At 50.3% G+C, this 16,548-nt stretch carries 14 protein-coding genes and 1 pseudogene; 8 read left to right on the top strand and 7 right to left on the bottom strand.

Annotated features, from left to right (window positions below):
• Window positions 1-92: 92 nt before the first annotated feature.
• Window positions 93-305, bottom strand: coding sequence for a cold-shock protein (locus tag I3X05_RS18240; RefSeq protein ID WP_045570386.1), 213 nt, complete (start codon window positions 303-305; stop codon window positions 93-95).
• Window positions 306-540: 235 nt separating this feature from the next.
• Between I3X05_RS18240 and I3X05_RS23845 the strand changes: the two genes are divergently transcribed.
• A complete protein-coding gene (locus I3X05_RS23845; RefSeq protein WP_193167605.1) occupies window positions 541-726 on the top strand; it encodes a DUF4113 domain-containing protein in 186 nt (61 codons plus the stop codon).
• 347 nt (window positions 727-1,073) lie between these two features.
• Here the strand turns inward: I3X05_RS23845 and I3X05_RS18235 are convergent, their stop codons facing one another.
• Entirely contained in the window at window positions 1,074-1,397 is a 324-nt protein-coding gene (locus I3X05_RS18235) for a M60 family metallopeptidase (RefSeq protein ID WP_337971382.1), read from the bottom strand.
• A gap of 59 nt (window positions 1,398-1,456) precedes the next feature.
• Here I3X05_RS18235 and I3X05_RS18230 point away from each other — a divergent pair, with 59 nt between their 5' ends.
• Entirely contained in the window at window positions 1,457-2,584 is a 1,128-nt protein-coding gene (locus tag I3X05_RS18230) for an ISAs1 family transposase (protein WP_337971135.1), read from the top strand.
• A gap of 4 nt (window positions 2,585-2,588) precedes the next feature.
• On the opposite strand, the pseudogene I3X05_RS23840 reads toward I3X05_RS18230, so the two are convergent.
• The 4 genes and pseudogenes from I3X05_RS23840 to proV form a co-directional block, all read right to left on the bottom strand.
• Window positions 2,589-2,785: pseudogene (locus I3X05_RS23840) on the bottom strand (hypothetical protein); the annotation flags it as partial.
• Window positions 2,786-3,181: 396 nt separating this feature from the next.
• Window positions 3,182-4,189, bottom strand: a complete 1,008-nt coding sequence (gene proX, locus I3X05_RS18225) for a glycine betaine/L-proline ABC transporter substrate-binding protein ProX (protein WP_337971381.1) — start codon at window positions 4,187-4,189, stop codon at window positions 3,182-3,184.
• 1 nt (window position 4,190) lies between these two features.
• Window positions 4,191-5,270, bottom strand: coding sequence for a glycine betaine/L-proline ABC transporter permease ProW (gene proW, locus I3X05_RS18220; protein WP_045572078.1), 1,080 nt, complete (start codon window positions 5,268-5,270; stop codon window positions 4,191-4,193).
• A gap of 5 nt (window positions 5,271-5,275) precedes the next feature.
• Window positions 5,276-6,463 carry a glycine betaine/L-proline ABC transporter ATP-binding protein ProV gene (gene proV, locus I3X05_RS18215; RefSeq protein WP_193167792.1) on the bottom strand — a complete coding sequence of 396 codons (1,188 nt, stop codon included), beginning with the start codon at window positions 6,461-6,463 and terminating at the stop codon, window positions 5,276-5,278.
• Window positions 6,464-6,839: 376 nt separating this feature from the next.
• Here proV and betI point away from each other — a divergent pair, with 376 nt between their 5' ends.
• The 6 genes from betI (at window position 6,840) to choV (ending at window position 13,715) form a co-directional block, all read left to right on the top strand.
• Window positions 6,840-7,463, top strand: a complete 624-nt coding sequence (betI, locus tag I3X05_RS18210) for a transcriptional regulator BetI (RefSeq protein WP_337971380.1) — start codon at window positions 6,840-6,842, stop codon at window positions 7,461-7,463.
• Window positions 7,456-8,916 carry a betaine-aldehyde dehydrogenase gene (gene betB, locus I3X05_RS18205; RefSeq protein WP_337971451.1) on the top strand — a complete coding sequence of 487 codons (1,461 nt, stop codon included), beginning with the start codon at window positions 7,456-7,458 and terminating at the stop codon, window positions 8,914-8,916. The genes betI and betB overlap by 8 nt, the downstream gene beginning before the upstream one ends.
• A gap of 22 nt (window positions 8,917-8,938) precedes the next feature.
• Complete coding sequence (gene betA / locus I3X05_RS18200) at window positions 8,939-10,639, top strand: choline dehydrogenase (RefSeq protein ID WP_337971379.1); 1,701 nt, start codon at window positions 8,939-8,941, stop codon at window positions 10,637-10,639.
• 69 nt (window positions 10,640-10,708) lie between these two features.
• Window positions 10,709-11,647, top strand: coding sequence for a choline ABC transporter substrate-binding protein (locus tag I3X05_RS18195; protein ID WP_193167790.1), 939 nt, complete (start codon window positions 10,709-10,711; stop codon window positions 11,645-11,647).
• 44 nt (window positions 11,648-11,691) lie between these two features.
• Window positions 11,692-12,534: a choline ABC transporter permease subunit gene (gene choW / locus I3X05_RS18190; RefSeq protein ID WP_039435335.1), complete on the top strand. Its 843-nt coding sequence runs from the start codon at window positions 11,692-11,694 to the stop codon at window positions 12,532-12,534.
• A gap of 2 nt (window positions 12,535-12,536) precedes the next feature.
• The gene (choV, locus tag I3X05_RS18185) at window positions 12,537-13,715 is read left to right on the top strand and encodes a choline ABC transporter ATP-binding protein (RefSeq protein WP_193167788.1); all 1,179 of its coding nucleotides are present in this window, start codon (window positions 12,537-12,539) and stop codon (window positions 13,713-13,715) included.
• Window positions 13,716-14,028: 313 nt separating this feature from the next.
• Here the strand turns inward: choV and ppsA are convergent, their stop codons facing one another.
• Window positions 14,029-16,416, bottom strand: coding sequence for a phosphoenolpyruvate synthase (ppsA, locus tag I3X05_RS18180; RefSeq protein WP_193167787.1), 2,388 nt, complete (start codon window positions 16,414-16,416; stop codon window positions 14,029-14,031).
• Between the last annotated feature and the right edge of the window lie 132 nt (window positions 16,417-16,548).

Genomic DNA, 16,548 nt, shown 5'->3' with positions numbered 1-16,548 from the left:
AGGTATATAAAATTTTGATGATAAACAGAAAACAGAAAACAGAAAACAGAAGAGAGAGGAGGCATCAACGGATGCTGATGCCGTGTAGCCTATTACATTACGGTAACTTGGCCTGCTTGCAAACCTTTTTTGCCTTGCTCAACAACGTAAGATACTTTTTGGCCTTCTAAAAGCGTTTTGAAGCCAGTTGAGGTAATTGATTGGAAATGAACAAACAAGTCTTCACTACCATTCTCTGGAGAAATAAACCCGAAGCCTTTAGTTTCGTTGAACCATTTTACTGAACCAGTTAATTTGTTAGACATAGATACCTCTATATTGAAATTTTTAATAATTAAGCTAATAAGCGCTATTGTATGATTTAGAGATATGTATTTTTTCGCAGAAACGCAAACGAGAATTCGATGAAGAACTGAGAGAAATTTGATCTGAAAATAATTAAATAGCTCTTTTCTTAAGAGCTGATGAACAGTATACCGACAAATCAAGTAAATGCTAGCTTTTTATTTTTGACTGTTCTAGCGTTGATGTACGTAGAGAATGTTAGATCCTATAAATTTTGAGTTGTACCGCGCTTATAGCGGTAGACAAGGGATATCGCATAAGTGGGCAATGCGGCGGCAAATGTTAACGCCTCAATATACCCCCCCGTTAGCTCGATTTACCGGAGGATATGAGTTAACAAGATGGCTTTCTACCTATACTTTTAAAAAACACAGAGGTTGACATGTCGGAACACAACAAAAAACCAAATTACACAAAAAGACTTACTGAAACTGCTGTTCGATCAAGCGCAGCACAACGCGACGCGTGAAGAAGTTAAAGCGTTGGACGATAAGATTGAGTTGGGGTTCCGGCGTAGAACCCCAATATTAAGATCTAAGATGTTAAATGGAGATTGATTGAATTTTAACCAAAATATCCAAAGTTTGCGACAAAACCGAATTAATATATGTGAACTATATCGATGATTTTATGATTATAAAATCGATTAATGGGGATTTTTCCCACCGTAAACAATTTGTCCAACATAACCAATGGTTTTATCGTGGATAATAATCAGCCACGGCCCACTATTTTTCTTCAACTTTATATTTAATATGGTTATCTCTGTTTTCCCATATCGGAATATGAAGTACTGGCAGCCCGAGGTTATGTAGCTCAGCTTCCGTCGTGCTGGTGACTTCTATTCCCCAAGTAGTGAAAAACTCAGTGAGATTAAATCCGCTGGTTTTACTCGTCTCAATAACAAATTGTTGTATTTTTTGACTATTAGACAATGCCTGCATATTAATGGAGCTTTCTCGGTAATTAACGGCTAGTTTTTGATAAAAATCCTCTCCGAAAGTAAGATCTAACTGCAGGGCAAGATCATGAACATTTCTTGTACAACGCAAGGTTAAATTTGACCTGAAGCACGGTCTGTGATCTTATGCTCTTCTTTTGGGGAGCGACCATGAATATTAATACCATCAAAGCGCATTTCAGTATCATCCGTGACAAACGGCAAAGTGCAAAAGTTGATTATCCTCTGTTTGATATTTTGTTTGGGTCTATCTGTGCCGTGATAGCCGGAGGTCAAGGCTGGACTGACATTCGTGAATATGTTCTTGGCCACCATGAGTGGTTTCTTAAACAGGGGCTGTTTGAAAACGGTGTGCCTGTCGACGATACCTTTGCTCGTTTGATTGCAAATATTGATCCTGCCGAGTTTCGCGACTGCTTCCTGGGTTGGATGAATGCGGTACATACCATGACGTTTGGTGAGGTGGTTGCCATTGATGGCAAGACTTTGCGCGGCTCCTACGATAGAGACGACAGGCAAAGCACCATCCATATGGTGAGCGCCTATGCAAGTGCTAACCAAATGGTACTGGGTCAACTCAAAACCAACAATAAAAGCAATGAAATTACCGCGATTCCAGAGCTTATTAAGATGCTCGACTTGCGAGGAGCTATCGTGACGATTGATGCGATGGCCTGCCAGACCAAGATTGCCAAGGCGATCACTAGCAAGGGCGGTGATTACTTGTTGGCAGTAAAGGGGAATCAAGGCAAGTTGTCGGCAGCCATACAGACAGCCTTCGCCCCACACCGCCGTGCCCCGATTGACAAAACCACCTATCAAATCGAGAAACAAAAAGGCCGCGTTGAAGCACGTACTTGCCATGTACTCAAGGCTAGTGAGTTAGAGGGTGACTTCTCAACGTGGAGCGGACTCGCCAGTATTGTCATGGTTGAAAATTACCGAGTAGCCAAAGGTAAAGCGCCAAAGTTGGAGTACCGCTACTACATAAGTTCAGCAGACCTGACCGCGGAGCAGGCAGGAAATGCCATTCGAGCCCACTGGGGCATAGAGTCAATGCACTGGATTTTAGATGTGAGCATGCGAGAAGACGCTTGTCAGATTTACCGACAAAACGCGGCTGAAAATTTGGCAGGTTTAAGACACATGGCACTTAACATGCTAAGAGCTGAGCCAAGCAAAATTAGTGTGCCAATGAAGCAGAAACGTTGCATGATGAACCCCGGCTTCTTGGAGCAAGTCTTAGTTGCTGGATTTAAGTCAATGACCAAATTCTAACCATTCATGCGGACGCCCTGGTATAAACACCGTCTAACGTGATGTTTTCTTTGATTTACTCTTGGGGAAATGTGCATTATTGGGTATATAACGAGAGGCCCACTCAAGTTTATTGCCTATTTCTGACTATGCTTTGTGCCGTGACAAATCTCGTTGCCAGTTTGTGTGAGATTTTAACTCCTTAGGAAGCAACTCCACCTGCCTATAACCTGGGTCCGCTAGCAGCAAGTTGTTCTGTATTGCTTTTAGTCCTGCATTGCTTTTAGTTTTGAACTGCTTTGGGCTCAGGTAAAAATCTCTTTCTGACGCACTATCATCTTGAAGCAGCACATCATCAAAGGTGGCGAGTTTATCTGGTAGTGTGGCACTCTGCTAGCGAGCAAACGGTTGGTATAGGTGGTTTGTTTGGCGACGATTATCTGATCATCAATGAAGCCTTTTTCTAACTAAATTTTCGCAAAAATAATAGGTTAGCCCTTAAGTTCCTGTCTATGAAAACCCCATAGCTCATTGGCTTAAATGAAAATGCCGAGATTTCATCGGCATTTTCACATGCACGCGTATCAAATAGCTCTAGAGAGCAATGTTGAACGTCAGCTACATCGCCGCTTTTTTCGCCGCTTCAACCCAAGCATCAAATTGCTTTTGGTGCGCTTTTATCCAGCCATCGACATGCGCTTCAATGTCGGCTGAACGATTTTTGCCTTGGCTCATCATCATATTTTGCGCGCTCACATCGTTGATGTTCACTTGCATGATGGCAAACAACTTCGCCGCTGCTGGGTTTTGCTCGGCAAACGCTTTGTTGGCGACGATGCGCATGCTGTTCATCTCAAAGCCGTAGTTTTTGCCATTTGGCAACGTGGTATCGACATCTTTTCGCTCACCCGGCAGCGCCGAGAAAGGCACTTCAAGCCAGACGACGTCTTTACCGGGAACCAAAACGCCGCTCACCCAATACGGTGTCCAAGTATAGTAAAGAATGGGCGAGCCTTGCTTATAGCGTGAAATGGTATCGGCGATGATAGCGGCGTAGTTGCCTTGATTGTGCGAGACGGTATGGCGCAGACCGTAAGCGCTGAGCTGCGCCTCTATGACCCCTTCACAGCCCCAGCCCGGATTACACCCGGTCAGATCGGCCTTACCATCATCGTTCGCATCAAATAGGCGAGCGATTTTTGGATCTTTCAATTGGCTAATGTTGCTGATGTTGTATTTATCCGCTGTGGCTTTATCAATCAAATAACCTTGCGCCGCGCCGCTGATGTATTGGCCTTGGCGATAGAATACCTTGTCTCCTCCGGCCATGGCGTATTTGTCACTGTGCAGCGGAAACCAGCCAACCGCGAGGAAGGTGGCGTCGCTTTTGGCGAGCGAGGTGTAGGCGACGTTGTAATCGACTTCTTTGGTTGGTAACACATCGTAACCGAGCGCTTCAAGGGCACGGTTGACGATCAAGGTTTGAAAGGTCTCTTCCGCAACGGTGGATTGAACTGGCTGTACGGTTACCCCCGCACCGGGCAGTTTTTCTGCCCACGCGCTGCTGGCCAAAGCCAGTGAAGTGAGGGCAGTAGCGGTGAAGGTTTTCTTCCATGAGCAATACATATTATTTCTCCATTTTGCTTAATTCAGGTGAGGGCTTGCGGGAATTGAAGAGTCGCGTTAACAGAGCGGCGGGCCCGGTGTGGTACCAGCGCAGTTTGCTATTACCCGCGTTGTCCCCCAAGGTTTGTGTGATGCGATCAAGTAAAATCGCCAGAATGACGATGCCGACCCCGCCGACTGCGGCTAGGCCCATATCCAAACGGCCAATGCCACGCAGCACCATCTGGCCTAAGCCGCCAACGGCGATCATGGAGGCAATCACCACCATGGAAAGTGACAACATTAGAGTTTGATTGACCCCAGCCATAATGGTGGGCAGCGCCAGAGGCAGTTGAATGCGATAGAGCATTTGCCGTTTGCTGGCGCCAAAGGCGTGGCCCGCTTCAGTCAGCTCTTCGGGCACTTGTTGAATACCCAAAATCGTCAAACGCACCACAGGTGGCAGGGCAAAAATGATGGTGACCACCACGCCGGGCACGTTACCAATGCCAAACAGCATGACGATCGGCACCAGATAGACAAAAGCAGGCGTGGTCTGCATGGCATCCAGCAGTGGGCGAATAATTTTGGCGGCGATTTGGCTGCGTGCGAGCCAGATCCCCAGCGGTAAGCCAATCAACAAGCAGAAAAATACTGATGTCATGACCAGTGCCAAGGTGGTCATGGCTTGCGACCAAGCGCCAATCAAACCGATGAAGATCAGTGACGCGAGTGTGGCACTGCCTAAGCGAACATTTGAGCATTGCCAAGCGAGCAAAAACAGGATCAGCAGCATGATGGGCGCTGGTGTGGAAACCAGTGCGGTCTCAAAAGAGGAGAGAATGAAATCAATCGGCACGCGCACTGCCTGAAACAGCGGGCGACCATGATCCACCAGCCAGTTTAACCCCGTTTCTACCCAGTGATCGAAGGGCAGGATGGCTTGGTCGAAGGGATGAAGTGGATCAAACGATGGGAGCTGAGGTGCATCACTGTTGAGCCAATCGGCATTTTCTGTCGCAGGCGTTGCTTGCCCCCAAGGATCGTTGGGCGCAGCGCTGGTTTGTGACCACGGGTCACTCGTTTCTGATTCGTTAGACATAGTTACTACTCCTTGTCTAGGGTTTGCAGCAGCCGTGATTTGGTGACCACACCAAAATACTGCCCTTGCTCATCGACAACGGGAACGGCGTAAGGCACTCCGGCCACATGGCCCAAGATGTCGTTGACTGACTGTTCGGGCATGAGTGTGATGGCATCTGGCAGCTGCGCGCTACTCAAAGAGCGCTGTTCTTTGTGCGCAAGGCGCAGCGAGTCGAGCGAAACCACACCGGAATAGCGGTTGGATTTATCAATCACGATGCCGTAATCGCTGTCCTGCTCGAGCAATATCTGCATGGCGGATCTTGGGCCGTCGTGCTCACTTTTCTTAAACACCGCCACCGGTTTTTTCCGCGCAATGTCTTTGGCGGTTAATACGCTCGCCACATTGACGCCACGAAAGAAGGCAGCCACGTAGTCGTTGGCAGGACGGTTGAGGATCTCATCGGGAGTGCCGACTTGCACCACATCCCCATGCTGCATGATGGCGATGCGATCACCGATGCGCATCGCTTCATCCAGATCGTGAGAGATAAATACGATGGTGCGTTTATCGTCGTTTTGCAGGCGCAAAAGTTCGTCTTGCATTTCGGCGCGGATCAAAGGATCAAGCGCTGAAAATGCTTCATCCATCAATAAGATATCGGGGTCACACGCCAGTGCACGTGCCAGACCGACGCGCTGTTTCATTCCACCGGAAAGCTCATCGGGAAACGCCTTTGCGTAGGCGTCCAGTCCGACGCGGTTGAGCGCGGCAAGCGCCGTGCTTTCTCGCTCATCGACGGCCATGCCTGCCAGCTCTAAACCGAAGGCAGCGTTTTCCAGCACCGTCATATGCGGCATTAAAGCGAAGTTTTGAAACACCATGGAGATGTGTTTGCGGCGCACCTCGCGCAGTTCTTGCTCAGAAATGTGGGCGATATCTTTGCCCTTAAGCAATACGCTGCCCTTGGTGGGCTCAATCAAGCGATTGAGTAAGCGAACGAGAGTGGACTTGCCAGAACCAGACAGTCCCATAATGACAAAAATTTCTCCGGCTTGAATCGACAGTGACACATCATTGACGCCGATGGTCAATCCTGTCTTTTGCAAAATGCCGTCCTTGTCGACACCCTTCTCTAGCAGGGTAAAGGCCTGCTCTGGTTGCTCCCCGAATACCTTAAACAGGCCTCGGGTTTCCAGTATGGGGTTCATAGTTTTTTCCTTGTGTTGTTATTTAGAGATATAACATTTAGTACTCTAATTAAATATTGGTTTTTTTTCAATCTTAAACCTGAGTACGCTTAGTTTAAGTCGAAATTGCGCCACGCTTTTCTGACAGAGATTGCCTGTAATTACTGGTTAAATATCAGTTTTTTGCTTCTGTTTTCATCAGTTGGTGTGTTTCATGGCGACTTATGTGATGTTTTGTTGAGCAATGCAAATGAGGTTTAGGCCATCACCGAAGGTTTTATCGCTTCTCTTTATGAGGATCTATGCGAGCTATTTTTAAAATAAACATTTGTACACGAATAAATAATGTGGCATTTTAATTTAACTGCACGTTCAATTAAAAACATCAGGAGCCAAAATGCCGAAGGTTGGGATGCCGCAAATACGTAAGCCGCAACTGGTGAATGCGACCATGACGGTGATTGATCGCGTGGGTCTGCACGCCGCCAGTATTGCCCTGATTAGCAAAGAGGCGGGCGTATCGACAGGCATCATTAATCACTACTTCGGTGGCAAGCACGGTTTGTTGGAAGAGACCATGCGGGAGATCCTCCGTCAGTTATCGCGCACTGTGGTGGAGCGTTTAGCCGCACTACCCAAACAGGCCTACCACCAAAGGATCAACGCCATCATCGACGGAAACTTTTCCGGCTACCAAGTGGAAAACAAAGTGGCCAAAACGTGGTTGGCGTTTTGGTCTTATTCCATGCACGACGAGCAGCTAAAGCGGCTGCAACGAGTCAATGAGAAGCGCTTGATCTCTCATCTCAAACATGAACTGAAAGCGCTGCTCAATCGCGATCAAGCGGAACTGGTCGCCCACGGCATTGCGGCATTGATTGATGGTATTTGGTTACGCGGGGCGCTCAACCCCGATGGGATCAGTGGCGAAACCGCCAAAGTGATCATTAACGATTATTTGGACAAGCAACTCACTTTTTATACAAACAATAACGACGAGTCAGACCTTCATGATGGATAACAAATCACATTACATTGGCGGTAAAGCCGTAACTCGTGAAGCCAGCGAGTATTTTACCACCTACAACCCGGCCACGGGCGAACCGCTGGCACGCGTCGCTCAGGCTACTTCTGACGATCTTGAGCAAGCGATCGCCGCCGCCAAAAGCGGTTTTGCCATTTGGTCGGCGATGTCGGTGCAAGAGCGTTGCCGAATTTTGCACCGAGCGGTGGCACTGCTGCGTGAGCACAACGACGCACTGGCGAAACTGGAAGTACTGGATAGCGGTAAGCCGCTGCAAGAAGCGATTGCCGTGGACATTGCTACCGGCGCCGACGTGATTGAATACTACGCGGGGCTGGCCGTGTCACTGCAAGGTGAGCAGCAGTCACTCAGTGCCAATCAGTTTTACTACACTCGCCGTGAGCCGCTCGGCATTTGCGCTGGCATTGGTGCCTGGAACTACCCAATCCAGATTGCGATGTGGAAATCGGCCCCAGCGCTTGCCGCAGGCAACGTGATGATTTTCAAACCCTCCGAAGAAACGCCACTTTCGGCACTGAAACTGGCGGAAATATTTACCCAAGCAGGCCTGCCAGATGGCGTGTTTAACGTAATTCAAGGCGACTATCGTGTCGGGCAAATGCTCACTGCCCATCCTGATATCGCCAAAGTCTCCTTTACGGGTGAATCAACTACCGGCAGAGCCGTGATGGCCGATAGCGCCAAGACACTGAAATCGGTGACGATGGAGCTCGGCGGCAAATCACCCCTGATCATTTTTGAGGACGCTAAGCTCGAACAGGCTGTCTCAGCGGCGATGGTGGCCAACTTCTACACCCAAGGGGAAGTGTGTACCCACGGCACACGCGTGTTTGTTCATGAGTCGCTCTATGATGATTTTGTTGCTCAGTTGAAAACGCGCACCGAGCGTTTGCGTGTCGGCGATCCGATGAATATGGAGACGCAAATTGGCGCGCTGATCTCCGGCGAGCATCTGAATAAAGTGATGGCGGCGATTGAAAGCGCGAAACAGAGCGGCGCAACCTTACTCACAGGCGGCGAACGGCTGATGGAAAACGGTTTGGATAAAGGCAATTTTGTTGCGCCAACCGTGTTTATCGACTGCCAAGACGAGATGGCCCACGTGCAGCGGGAGATATTTGGCCCGGTAATGTCGGTTTTGAAATTTCGCACGGAAGAAGAGGTCATTGCCCGCGCCAATCGCAGTGATTATGGCTTGGCGGCGGGGGTATTTACCCAGAATCTTGGCCGAGCACATCGAGTGATTCATCAGTTGCAAGCCGGGATCTGCTGGATCAACTCCTGGGGAGACTCGCCCGCTGAAATGCCGGTTGGCGGTTACAAACACTCTGGGATTGGGCGTGAAAACGGCCCGGAAACGCTGCGTCACTACACGCAAACCAAAAGCGTATTAGTCGAGATGGGCGATTTCGTCGGCCCGTACCAATAATCAGCAAATAAGAGAGAAAACCATGCAACAACACTACGATTACATCATCGTCGGTGCGGGATCGGCCGGCTGCGTATTGGCCGATAGGCTGTCGGAAAGTGGTGAACATCAAGTGCTGCTTTTGGAAGCGGGCGGCTCTGATAACAGCATTTTCATTCAGATGCCCACCGCGCTGTCTTATCCGATGAACAGCGAGAAATACGCTTGGCAATATGAAACGGTCGCGGAGTCTGGCCTGTCTGGGCGGCAACTGCATTGCCCGCGAGGCAAAGTGCTCGGCGGCAGTTCTTCCATCAACGGCATGGTGTATGTACGTGGCCATGCTTGCGATTTTGATGAGTGGGAAGCGCAGGGCGCGGCCGGTTGGAACTATCAAGCCTGCTTGCCTTATTTTCGCCGCGCCGAAGCTTGGATTGGCGGCGCGGATCAGTATCGCGGCGGGGAGGGGCCACTTGGCACCTGCGCAGGCAACGAGATGACGCTCAACCCGCTCTATCAAGCCTTTATTGATGCAGGCGCTGAAGCGGGCTATCCGCAAACATCGGATTACAACGGCTACCAGCAAGAAGGCTTTGGACCGATGCACATGACGGTGAAAAATGGCGTTCGTGCTTCCACCTCTAACGCGTACTTAAGCCGAGCGAAAAAGCGAGCCAATTTCACTCTGATCAAAGGCGTTAACGCGCAAAAAGTGCTGCTGGAGAACAAACGTGCTGTCGGTGTTGTGTTTGAGAAATCGGGCAAAACCTCACAGTGCCTTGCGCGCAATGAAGTGATTTTGAGCGCAGGCCCCATTGGCTCGGTGCAATTGCTGCAACTTTCTGGCATCGGCCCGAAAGCGGTACTTGAGCGTGCCAAGGTGCCCTTGGTGCATGATTTGCCCGGTGTGGGGTGCAATTTGCAGGATCATCTGGAAGTGTACTTTCAATATCACTGCAAGGAGCCCATTACCCTCAATAGCAAACTTGGCTTAGTTAGCAAAGGGCTTATTGGCGCGCAATGGATTCTGACCCGCAAAGGGTTGGGTGCGACCAACCATTTTGAATCTTGCGCCTTTATTCGCTCACGCAAAGGGCTGAAGTGGCCAAACATTCAGTATCACTTTTTGCCTGCGGCGATGCGCTACGATGGACGTGCAGCCTTTGCTGGTCATGGCTTTCAGGTGCATGTTGGCCCGAACAAACCGCAAAGCCGTGGCAGTGTCGAAATCATCTCGGCAGATCCAAACAACAAACCCAAGATTGAGTTTAACTACATTTCGACCGAGCAAGATCGCCAAGATTGGCGAGACTGCATCCGCCTAACTCGCGAAATTCTTGCTCAGCCAGCGCTCGATGCCTATCGCGGTGAAGAGATTCAGCCTGGCGAGGACGTGGTCAGCGATGACGCGATCGATCACTGGGTGCGCGAAAATGTGGAAAGTGCCTATCACCCGTCTTGCAGTTGCAAAATGGGCGCGGACGATGATCCGATGGCGGTGCTGGATGAACAGTGTCGAGTGCGTGGCCTAAGTGCATTGCGCGTGGTCGATTCGTCAGTCTTTCCCACTATTCCCAATGGCAACCTCAATGCGCCAACCATTATGGTCGCTGAGCGGGCTGCGGACATGATTTTAGATAAAGCCCTGCTCGAAGCAGGAAATGTCCCGGTATGGCTCGCGCCGAATTGGCAAGAGAGCCAACGAATGCATCCACCGAAAAGAGCGTTACAACACGCGCCATAGCGATGCGCGAAATCATCAACAAATAACATTTAATAATGAAAAAGTCAGAAAAACGATAAGGAATCGATGATGTCTATGACGACAAAACTACTCACCACCACCGCTCTCACGCTTTTTGCCGCCAACAGCTACGCCAACAGTTGTCAGACGGTGCGCTTTGCCGATGTGGGTTGGACCGATATCACCGCCACCACCGCTGTTACCTCAGAGCTGCTTAAAGGTCTCGGCTATGAGACGAAAACCGATCTTCTTTCGGTTCCGGTGACTTACTCTTCAATGGCCAACGGCGACATCGACGTGTTTCTCGGTAACTGGATGCCGACGATGGAAGGCGACATCGCCAAGTACCGCCAAGCGGGGACGGTCGAAACGGTACGCGCTAACCTGCAAGGGGCCAAATACACCTTAGCTGTGCCGAAGTACGTTTATGATGCGGGCGTGACAAACTTCGCCGATCTCGCCAAGCACGCCGACAAGTTCAAATCTCGCATCTACGGTATCGAACCGGGCAACGATGGCAACCGCTTGATCCAATCGATGATTGATGCCAATGCCTTTGATTTAAAAACGTTTCGTCTAGTGGAATCGAGCGAAGCGGGCATGGTATCACAAGTCTCTCGCGCCGCACGTCGTCAACAGTGGATTGTCTATTTAGGCTGGGCACCTCACCCGATGAACAGCAATGTTGAGATGGAATATCTGGCTGGTGGCGATGACTATTTCGGGCCGAATTACGGCGGTGCCAATGTGTACACCAATGTGCGTGCAAACTACCTAGCGCAGTGCCCAAACGTTGGTCAACTGCTGCAAAACTTGCAATTTAGTCTGGAGATGGAAAACCAGTTGATGGAAGCGATCCTCAACAAGAAGCAGAAACCGGCGGTGGCGGCGCAGCAATGGCTAAAAGCCAATCCAAACGAGCTGCAGCGCTGGTTAAAAGGGGTGAAAACCCTGCAAGGCGAAGACGCCGTGCAAGCGGTTATGCACTACCTCGATAGCAACGCGTAAGCGCGTTGCTTGTCCTGTTTCGATTAAATAACAAAGGCTTAATTGTGAATTTTATTACTGACAACAAAATCCCTCTGGGTCAATGGATGGAGACGGGGGTTGACTGGTTAACCTTAAACGCCGCCGGCGTTTTTGACGCCATCTCCTACTTTCTAGAAACGGTTATCCTGTTTGTGGTGGATATTTTTAAGTGGATGCCACCGGCGCTACCGATAGTCATCACCGCCTTATTGGCGTGGCTGCTGCATCGCAGCCTGCCTTTGGTGCTGTTTGTGGTTGCTGCTTTGCTACTGATCCTTAACCTCGGTTATTGGCAAGAAATGCTGGAAACCTTTGTCTTGGTCTTTGCCGCGACAACGATTTCCGTATTAATTGGCGTACCCCTTGGCATCATGGCGGCGCATCGTCCTTGGCTTTACACCTTGCTGCGGCCAATCCTTGACCTGATGCAAACCGTGCCAACGTTTGTCTATCTGATCCCGACCTTAGTGCTGTTTGGTCTTGGTATCGTACCGGGCTTGATCTCCACCATCATTTTTGCCATCGCCGCGCCGATCCGTTTGACCTATTTAGGCATCACTAAAGTGCCGCAAGAGCTGATTGAAGCGGGCAAAGCGTTTGGGGCCAGCCGTATGAAACTGCTGCTCAAAGTCGAACTGCCAGCGGCGCTGCCCAACATCATGGCGGGCATCACGCAGTGCATCATGTTGTCGCTCTCTATGGTGGTGATTGCTGCATTGGTCGGTGCTGATGGCCTCGGCAAGCCGGTGGTGCGCGCGCTGAACACGGTGAACATTTCACAAGGCTTTGAAGCGGGCCTCGCGATTGTACTGGTGGCGATCATCCTTGATCGCTTATGCAAAACCCCCAATCAAAAGGAGGCATAACCATGGATGCGATTACGATTAAAGATCTGGATGTGGTTTTTGGTTCGGACCCCGCACTGGCGTTTGAAAGGCTCGATCAAGGCAAATCACGCCAAGAGATTATTGATGAAGTCGGCCAAGTGGTGGGCGTCAACAGCGTCAGCATGAGCGTCAAAGAGGGCGAAATCTGCGTGTTGATGGGGCTTTCTGGCTCGGGTAAATCGAGCTTGCTACGCGCTGTGAATGGGCTTAATCCGGTGTCACGTGGTGCTTTGCTGGTGAAAGACGGTGAGCGGCAGGTGGATTTAGCCACGTGCGACCAAGAAACGCTGCGTCATCTGCGCACGCATCGCGTTTCTATGGTGTTTCAAACTTTTGCCCTTATGCCGTGGCTGAGCGTTTTGGATAACGTGGCGTTTGGTTTGGAGATGCAAGGCATCAGTAAAAAAGTGCGCCGCGCAAAAGCGCGTGAACAACTGGCGATGGTTGGGCTGGCGGAATGGGAAGACAAATTTCCCCATGAACTTTCCGGCGGGATGCAGCAGCGGGTTGGCTTGGCGCGTGCATTTGCTATGGACAGCGACATTCTATTGATGGATGAGCCGTTTTCGGCGCTCGATCCGCTGATTCGTGCCCAACTGCAAGATGAGCTGTTGCAACTGCAAAAGCAGCTGAATAAGACCATTTTATTTGTTAGCCACGATCTGGATGAAGCGCTGAAAATTGGCAACCGCATTGCGATCATGGAGTCTGGACAATTGATTCAACACGGGAAGCCTGAGCAGATAGTGCTGCAACCCGAAAACCAATATGTGCGCGATTTTGTGGCTCACACCAATCCGCTTAACGTGCTGAAAGGGCGCTCTCTGATGCGTCCAGTGGAAGAGCTCACACAGCAAGCGCAGCGCTGGCAAGTGTGTAATGAGCAAGCGCTGTGGGTGGAGCAGCAAAAGCAGGGGATAACGCTGGTTGATTCGTCGCACCAATTGCTGGACTGGCATCAAGAGGGCGTTGGCCTTGGCGATATCAATGACCATACCGTCGTTGCAGTCGAGCCTGATATCGGCATGCGTGAAGTGATTGAACTTAAGCAGCGTACTAAACAACCGATTCTGCTGGTGGAGCAGCAACGTCTGGTCGGCGTGCTGAGTGACAGGCAGTTGTATGGCGCGCTCCTTGGCAACTTCGCCGCTTCAGCCTAAGCAAAGCAATGCGCCAGTATTGAGCAGAACGGATGGCTTGCTGATTCTTTTGCGCTACACTTGGCCGTTAGCCAATAAAGGGGAAAGCCATGCTGATTGGAATTAAGTTGCTTAAACTGGCGGTGATTTGCGCCCTGTTCTTTACTATTTTTGACTTGATTGCTCATGGTGAAGTGACGTGGGTGGCGCGTTTGCTGAGTTTTTAGAAACGCAGTTGCCTTAAAGGTACAAGAAGTCTGATAAAAAAATGCATTGCAGACTGAAAATAAAAAGCGCCAAGAACAGCGCTTTTTTTGTTTCCATCGCAGAGGGATTACTGGCTCGCTTTGCCAAGCTGAAGCCAAGTATCAATCACAGTGTCTGGGTTGAGCGACACTGAGCTGATGCCTTGTTCCATTAACCACTGTGCAAAGTCTTCGTGATCCGAAGGGCCTTGGCCACAAATGCCGACGTATTTGCCTGCTTTGGTTGCTGCGTCGATGGCCATTTTCAACATCGCTTTCACCGCAGGGTTACGCTCGTCGAACAGGTGAGCGACATCGCCTGAATCGCGGTCGAGGCCGAGCGTGAGCTGAGTCATGTCGTTTGAGCCAATCGAGAAACCGTCAAAGTACTTGAGGAATTCATCCGCCAGCACCGCGTTTGATGGTAACTCACACATCATGATCACTTTCAGGCCTTGATCGCCACGGCGCAGATCAAACTTAGCGAGCAGGTCAATGACCTGAGCTGCTTCGCTTGGCGTGCGCACAAATGGGATCATGATTTCGACGTTTTTCAGCCCCATTTCATCACGTACGCGTTTGATCGCTTGCGTTTCCAGCTCGAAACAGTCTTCAAACTGTGGCGAGATGTAACGCGATGCCCCACGAAAGCCCAGCATCGGGTTCTCTTCGTGTGGTTCGTAGCCTTTGCCGCCGACAAGGTTGCTGTATTCGTTCGATTTAAAATCGGACATGCGCACGATAACGCGCTTTGGCCAGAACGCCGCGGCGATGGTGGCGATCCCTTCAGTCAGTTTGCTCACGTAGAAATCGATAGGATCTTGGTAGCCGCGAATGCGCTGGCTGATCTCGCCTTTGAGACTGTCGCTTTGCTGATCAAAATTGAGCAGCGCTTTCGGGTGGATGCCAATCATCTTATTGATGATGAACTCCAAACGTGCCAAACCCACCCCTTCGTTAGGGATCTGAGCGAAATCGAACGCTCGGTCTGGGTTGCCAACGTTCATCATCACTTTGGTGGGCAGCATAGGCAGCTCATCAACGGTTGAACGGCGCACAGCGAACTCGATCTGCCCTTGATAGACATAGCCAGTTTCGCCTTCAGCACAAGATACGGTGACGAGCTGGCCATCTTTCAGCTGGCTGGTTGCGTGTCCACAGCCGACAATCGCTGGAATACCAAGCTCACGAGCGATGATGGCTGCGTGGCAAGTCCGTCCACCACGGTTGGTGACAATCGCCGACGCTTTTTTCATCACCGGTTCCCAATCTGGGTCGGTCATGTCGGTGACCAGCACGTCGCCTTCTTGCACCAGTGACATTTGATCGAGTGAGTCGACCAAACGAACCACACCAGAGCCGATACGCTGGCCAATCGCGCGACCTTCCACTAGCACTTCGGCTTTGTGGCTCAGTTCGTAGCGCTCGATCACATTCTGTTCGCTTTGCGAGCAGACCGTTTCAGGGCGAGCTTGCACGATGTAGAGCTTGCCGTCGATACCATCTTTGGCCCACTCAATGTCCATCGGACGCTGATAGTGTTTTTCGATGATCATCGCCTGTTTCGCCAGCTCAATGATCTCATCATTGGCGAGGGAAAATTCGCTACGCTCTTGCTCGGTGGTATCGACAATTTCCACCTGCTTGCCAATCACTTGGCTGTTGGCGTAGATCATTTTGCTCAGTTTCGAGCCAAAAGTTTTCTTGACGATGGGCGCTTGACCCGCTTCAAGCAGCGGCTTGTGCACGTAGAATTCGTCTGGGTTAACCGCGCCTTGCACTACCATTTCGCCAAGGCCCCAAGCGGAAGTGATGAACACCACTTTGTCAAAACCGGATTCGGTATCAAGGGTGAACATGACGCCGGACGCGGCTTTGTCTGAACGTACCATGCGCTGAATGCCCGCTGAGAGCGAAATGCCACGGTGGTCAAAACCTTGGTGCACACGGTAAGAGATAGCGCGATCGTTAAACAGTGATGCATAGACGTGTTTGGTCGCTTCCAGCACAGCGTCGATGCCTTTGACGTTAAGAAACGTCTCTTGCTGGCCGGCAAAGGAAGCGTCCGGCAAATCTTCTGCGGTCGCGGAAGAGCGCACAGCAACAGAAAGCTCGTCGTTACCCGCGGTGAGCTCTGCGTAGTTGCTGCGGATATCTTGCTCGAGATCCGCTGGGAATGGGGCTTCTAAAACCCACTGACGAATCATGGCACCGGTTTTACGCAGCGCGTCCACGTCGTCAACATCCAGTTCGTCAAGCAGTTGGTGAATACGCTCATCCAGTCCTTCGTAATCAAGGAACTGGTTGAACGCGTAAGAGGTGGTCGCAAAACCGTTGGGCACAGAAACGCCAGCATTGGCAAGGTTAGACACCATTTCACCAAGAGAAGCATTTTTACCGCCGACTTTATCGACATCTTCCATGGATAGGCTATTGAACCAGAGGGTGTTCTTTTGCATGTCTTTCTCCAGAAACATTGCAGCTTGTAGGGAGTAGGCAAACGATTACGCAGCAGCTGAAAAAAATTGTGAGCAAATTTTCAAAGCTGTGGGGGTGGTAATTGAACGCCTGGGTTTATTGTTTGTATTATGGTTAACATCCTAATCAAA

It is taken from the genome of Vibrio navarrensis, from assembly GCF_015767675.1.
Classification (GTDB): Bacteria; Pseudomonadota; Gammaproteobacteria; order Enterobacterales; family Vibrionaceae; genus Vibrio.
Note: the sequence above shows the minus strand (reverse complement) of the source record. Positions and strands in the feature narration are given on the sequence as shown.

What these genes read in the sequence shown, in the direction of transcription:
- I3X05_RS18240 (WP_045570386.1), bottom strand. Translation starts at nt 305, where the DNA reads ATGTCTAACAAATTAACTGGTTCAGTAAAATGGTTCAACGAAACTAAA.
- I3X05_RS23845 (WP_193167605.1), top strand. Translation starts at nt 541, where the DNA reads ATGTTAGATCCTATAAATTTTGAGTTGTACCGCGCTTATAGCGGTAGA.
- I3X05_RS18230 (WP_337971135.1), top strand. Translation starts at nt 1,457, where the DNA reads ATGAATATTAATACCATCAAAGCGCATTTCAGTATCATCCGTGACAAA.
- proX (WP_337971381.1), bottom strand. Translation starts at nt 4,189, where the DNA reads ATGTATTGCTCATGGAAGAAAACCTTCACCGCTACTGCCCTCACTTCA.
- proW (WP_045572078.1), bottom strand. Translation starts at nt 5,270, where the DNA reads ATGTCTAACGAATCAGAAACGAGTGACCCGTGGTCACAAACCAGCGCT.
- proV (WP_193167792.1), bottom strand. Translation starts at nt 6,463, where the DNA reads ATGAACCCCATACTGGAAACCCGAGGCCTGTTTAAGGTATTCGGGGAG.
- betI (WP_337971380.1), top strand. Translation starts at nt 6,840, where the DNA reads ATGCCGAAGGTTGGGATGCCGCAAATACGTAAGCCGCAACTGGTGAAT.
- betB (WP_337971451.1), top strand. Translation starts at nt 7,456, where the DNA reads ATGGATAACAAATCACATTACATTGGCGGTAAAGCCGTAACTCGTGAA.
- betA (WP_337971379.1), top strand. Translation starts at nt 8,939, where the DNA reads ATGCAACAACACTACGATTACATCATCGTCGGTGCGGGATCGGCCGGC.
- I3X05_RS18195 (WP_193167790.1), top strand. Translation starts at nt 10,709, where the DNA reads ATGTCTATGACGACAAAACTACTCACCACCACCGCTCTCACGCTTTTT.
- choV (WP_193167788.1), top strand. Translation starts at nt 12,537, where the DNA reads ATGGATGCGATTACGATTAAAGATCTGGATGTGGTTTTTGGTTCGGAC.
- ppsA (WP_193167787.1), bottom strand. Translation starts at nt 16,416, where the DNA reads ATGTTTCTGGAGAAAGACATGCAAAAGAACACCCTCTGGTTCAATAGC.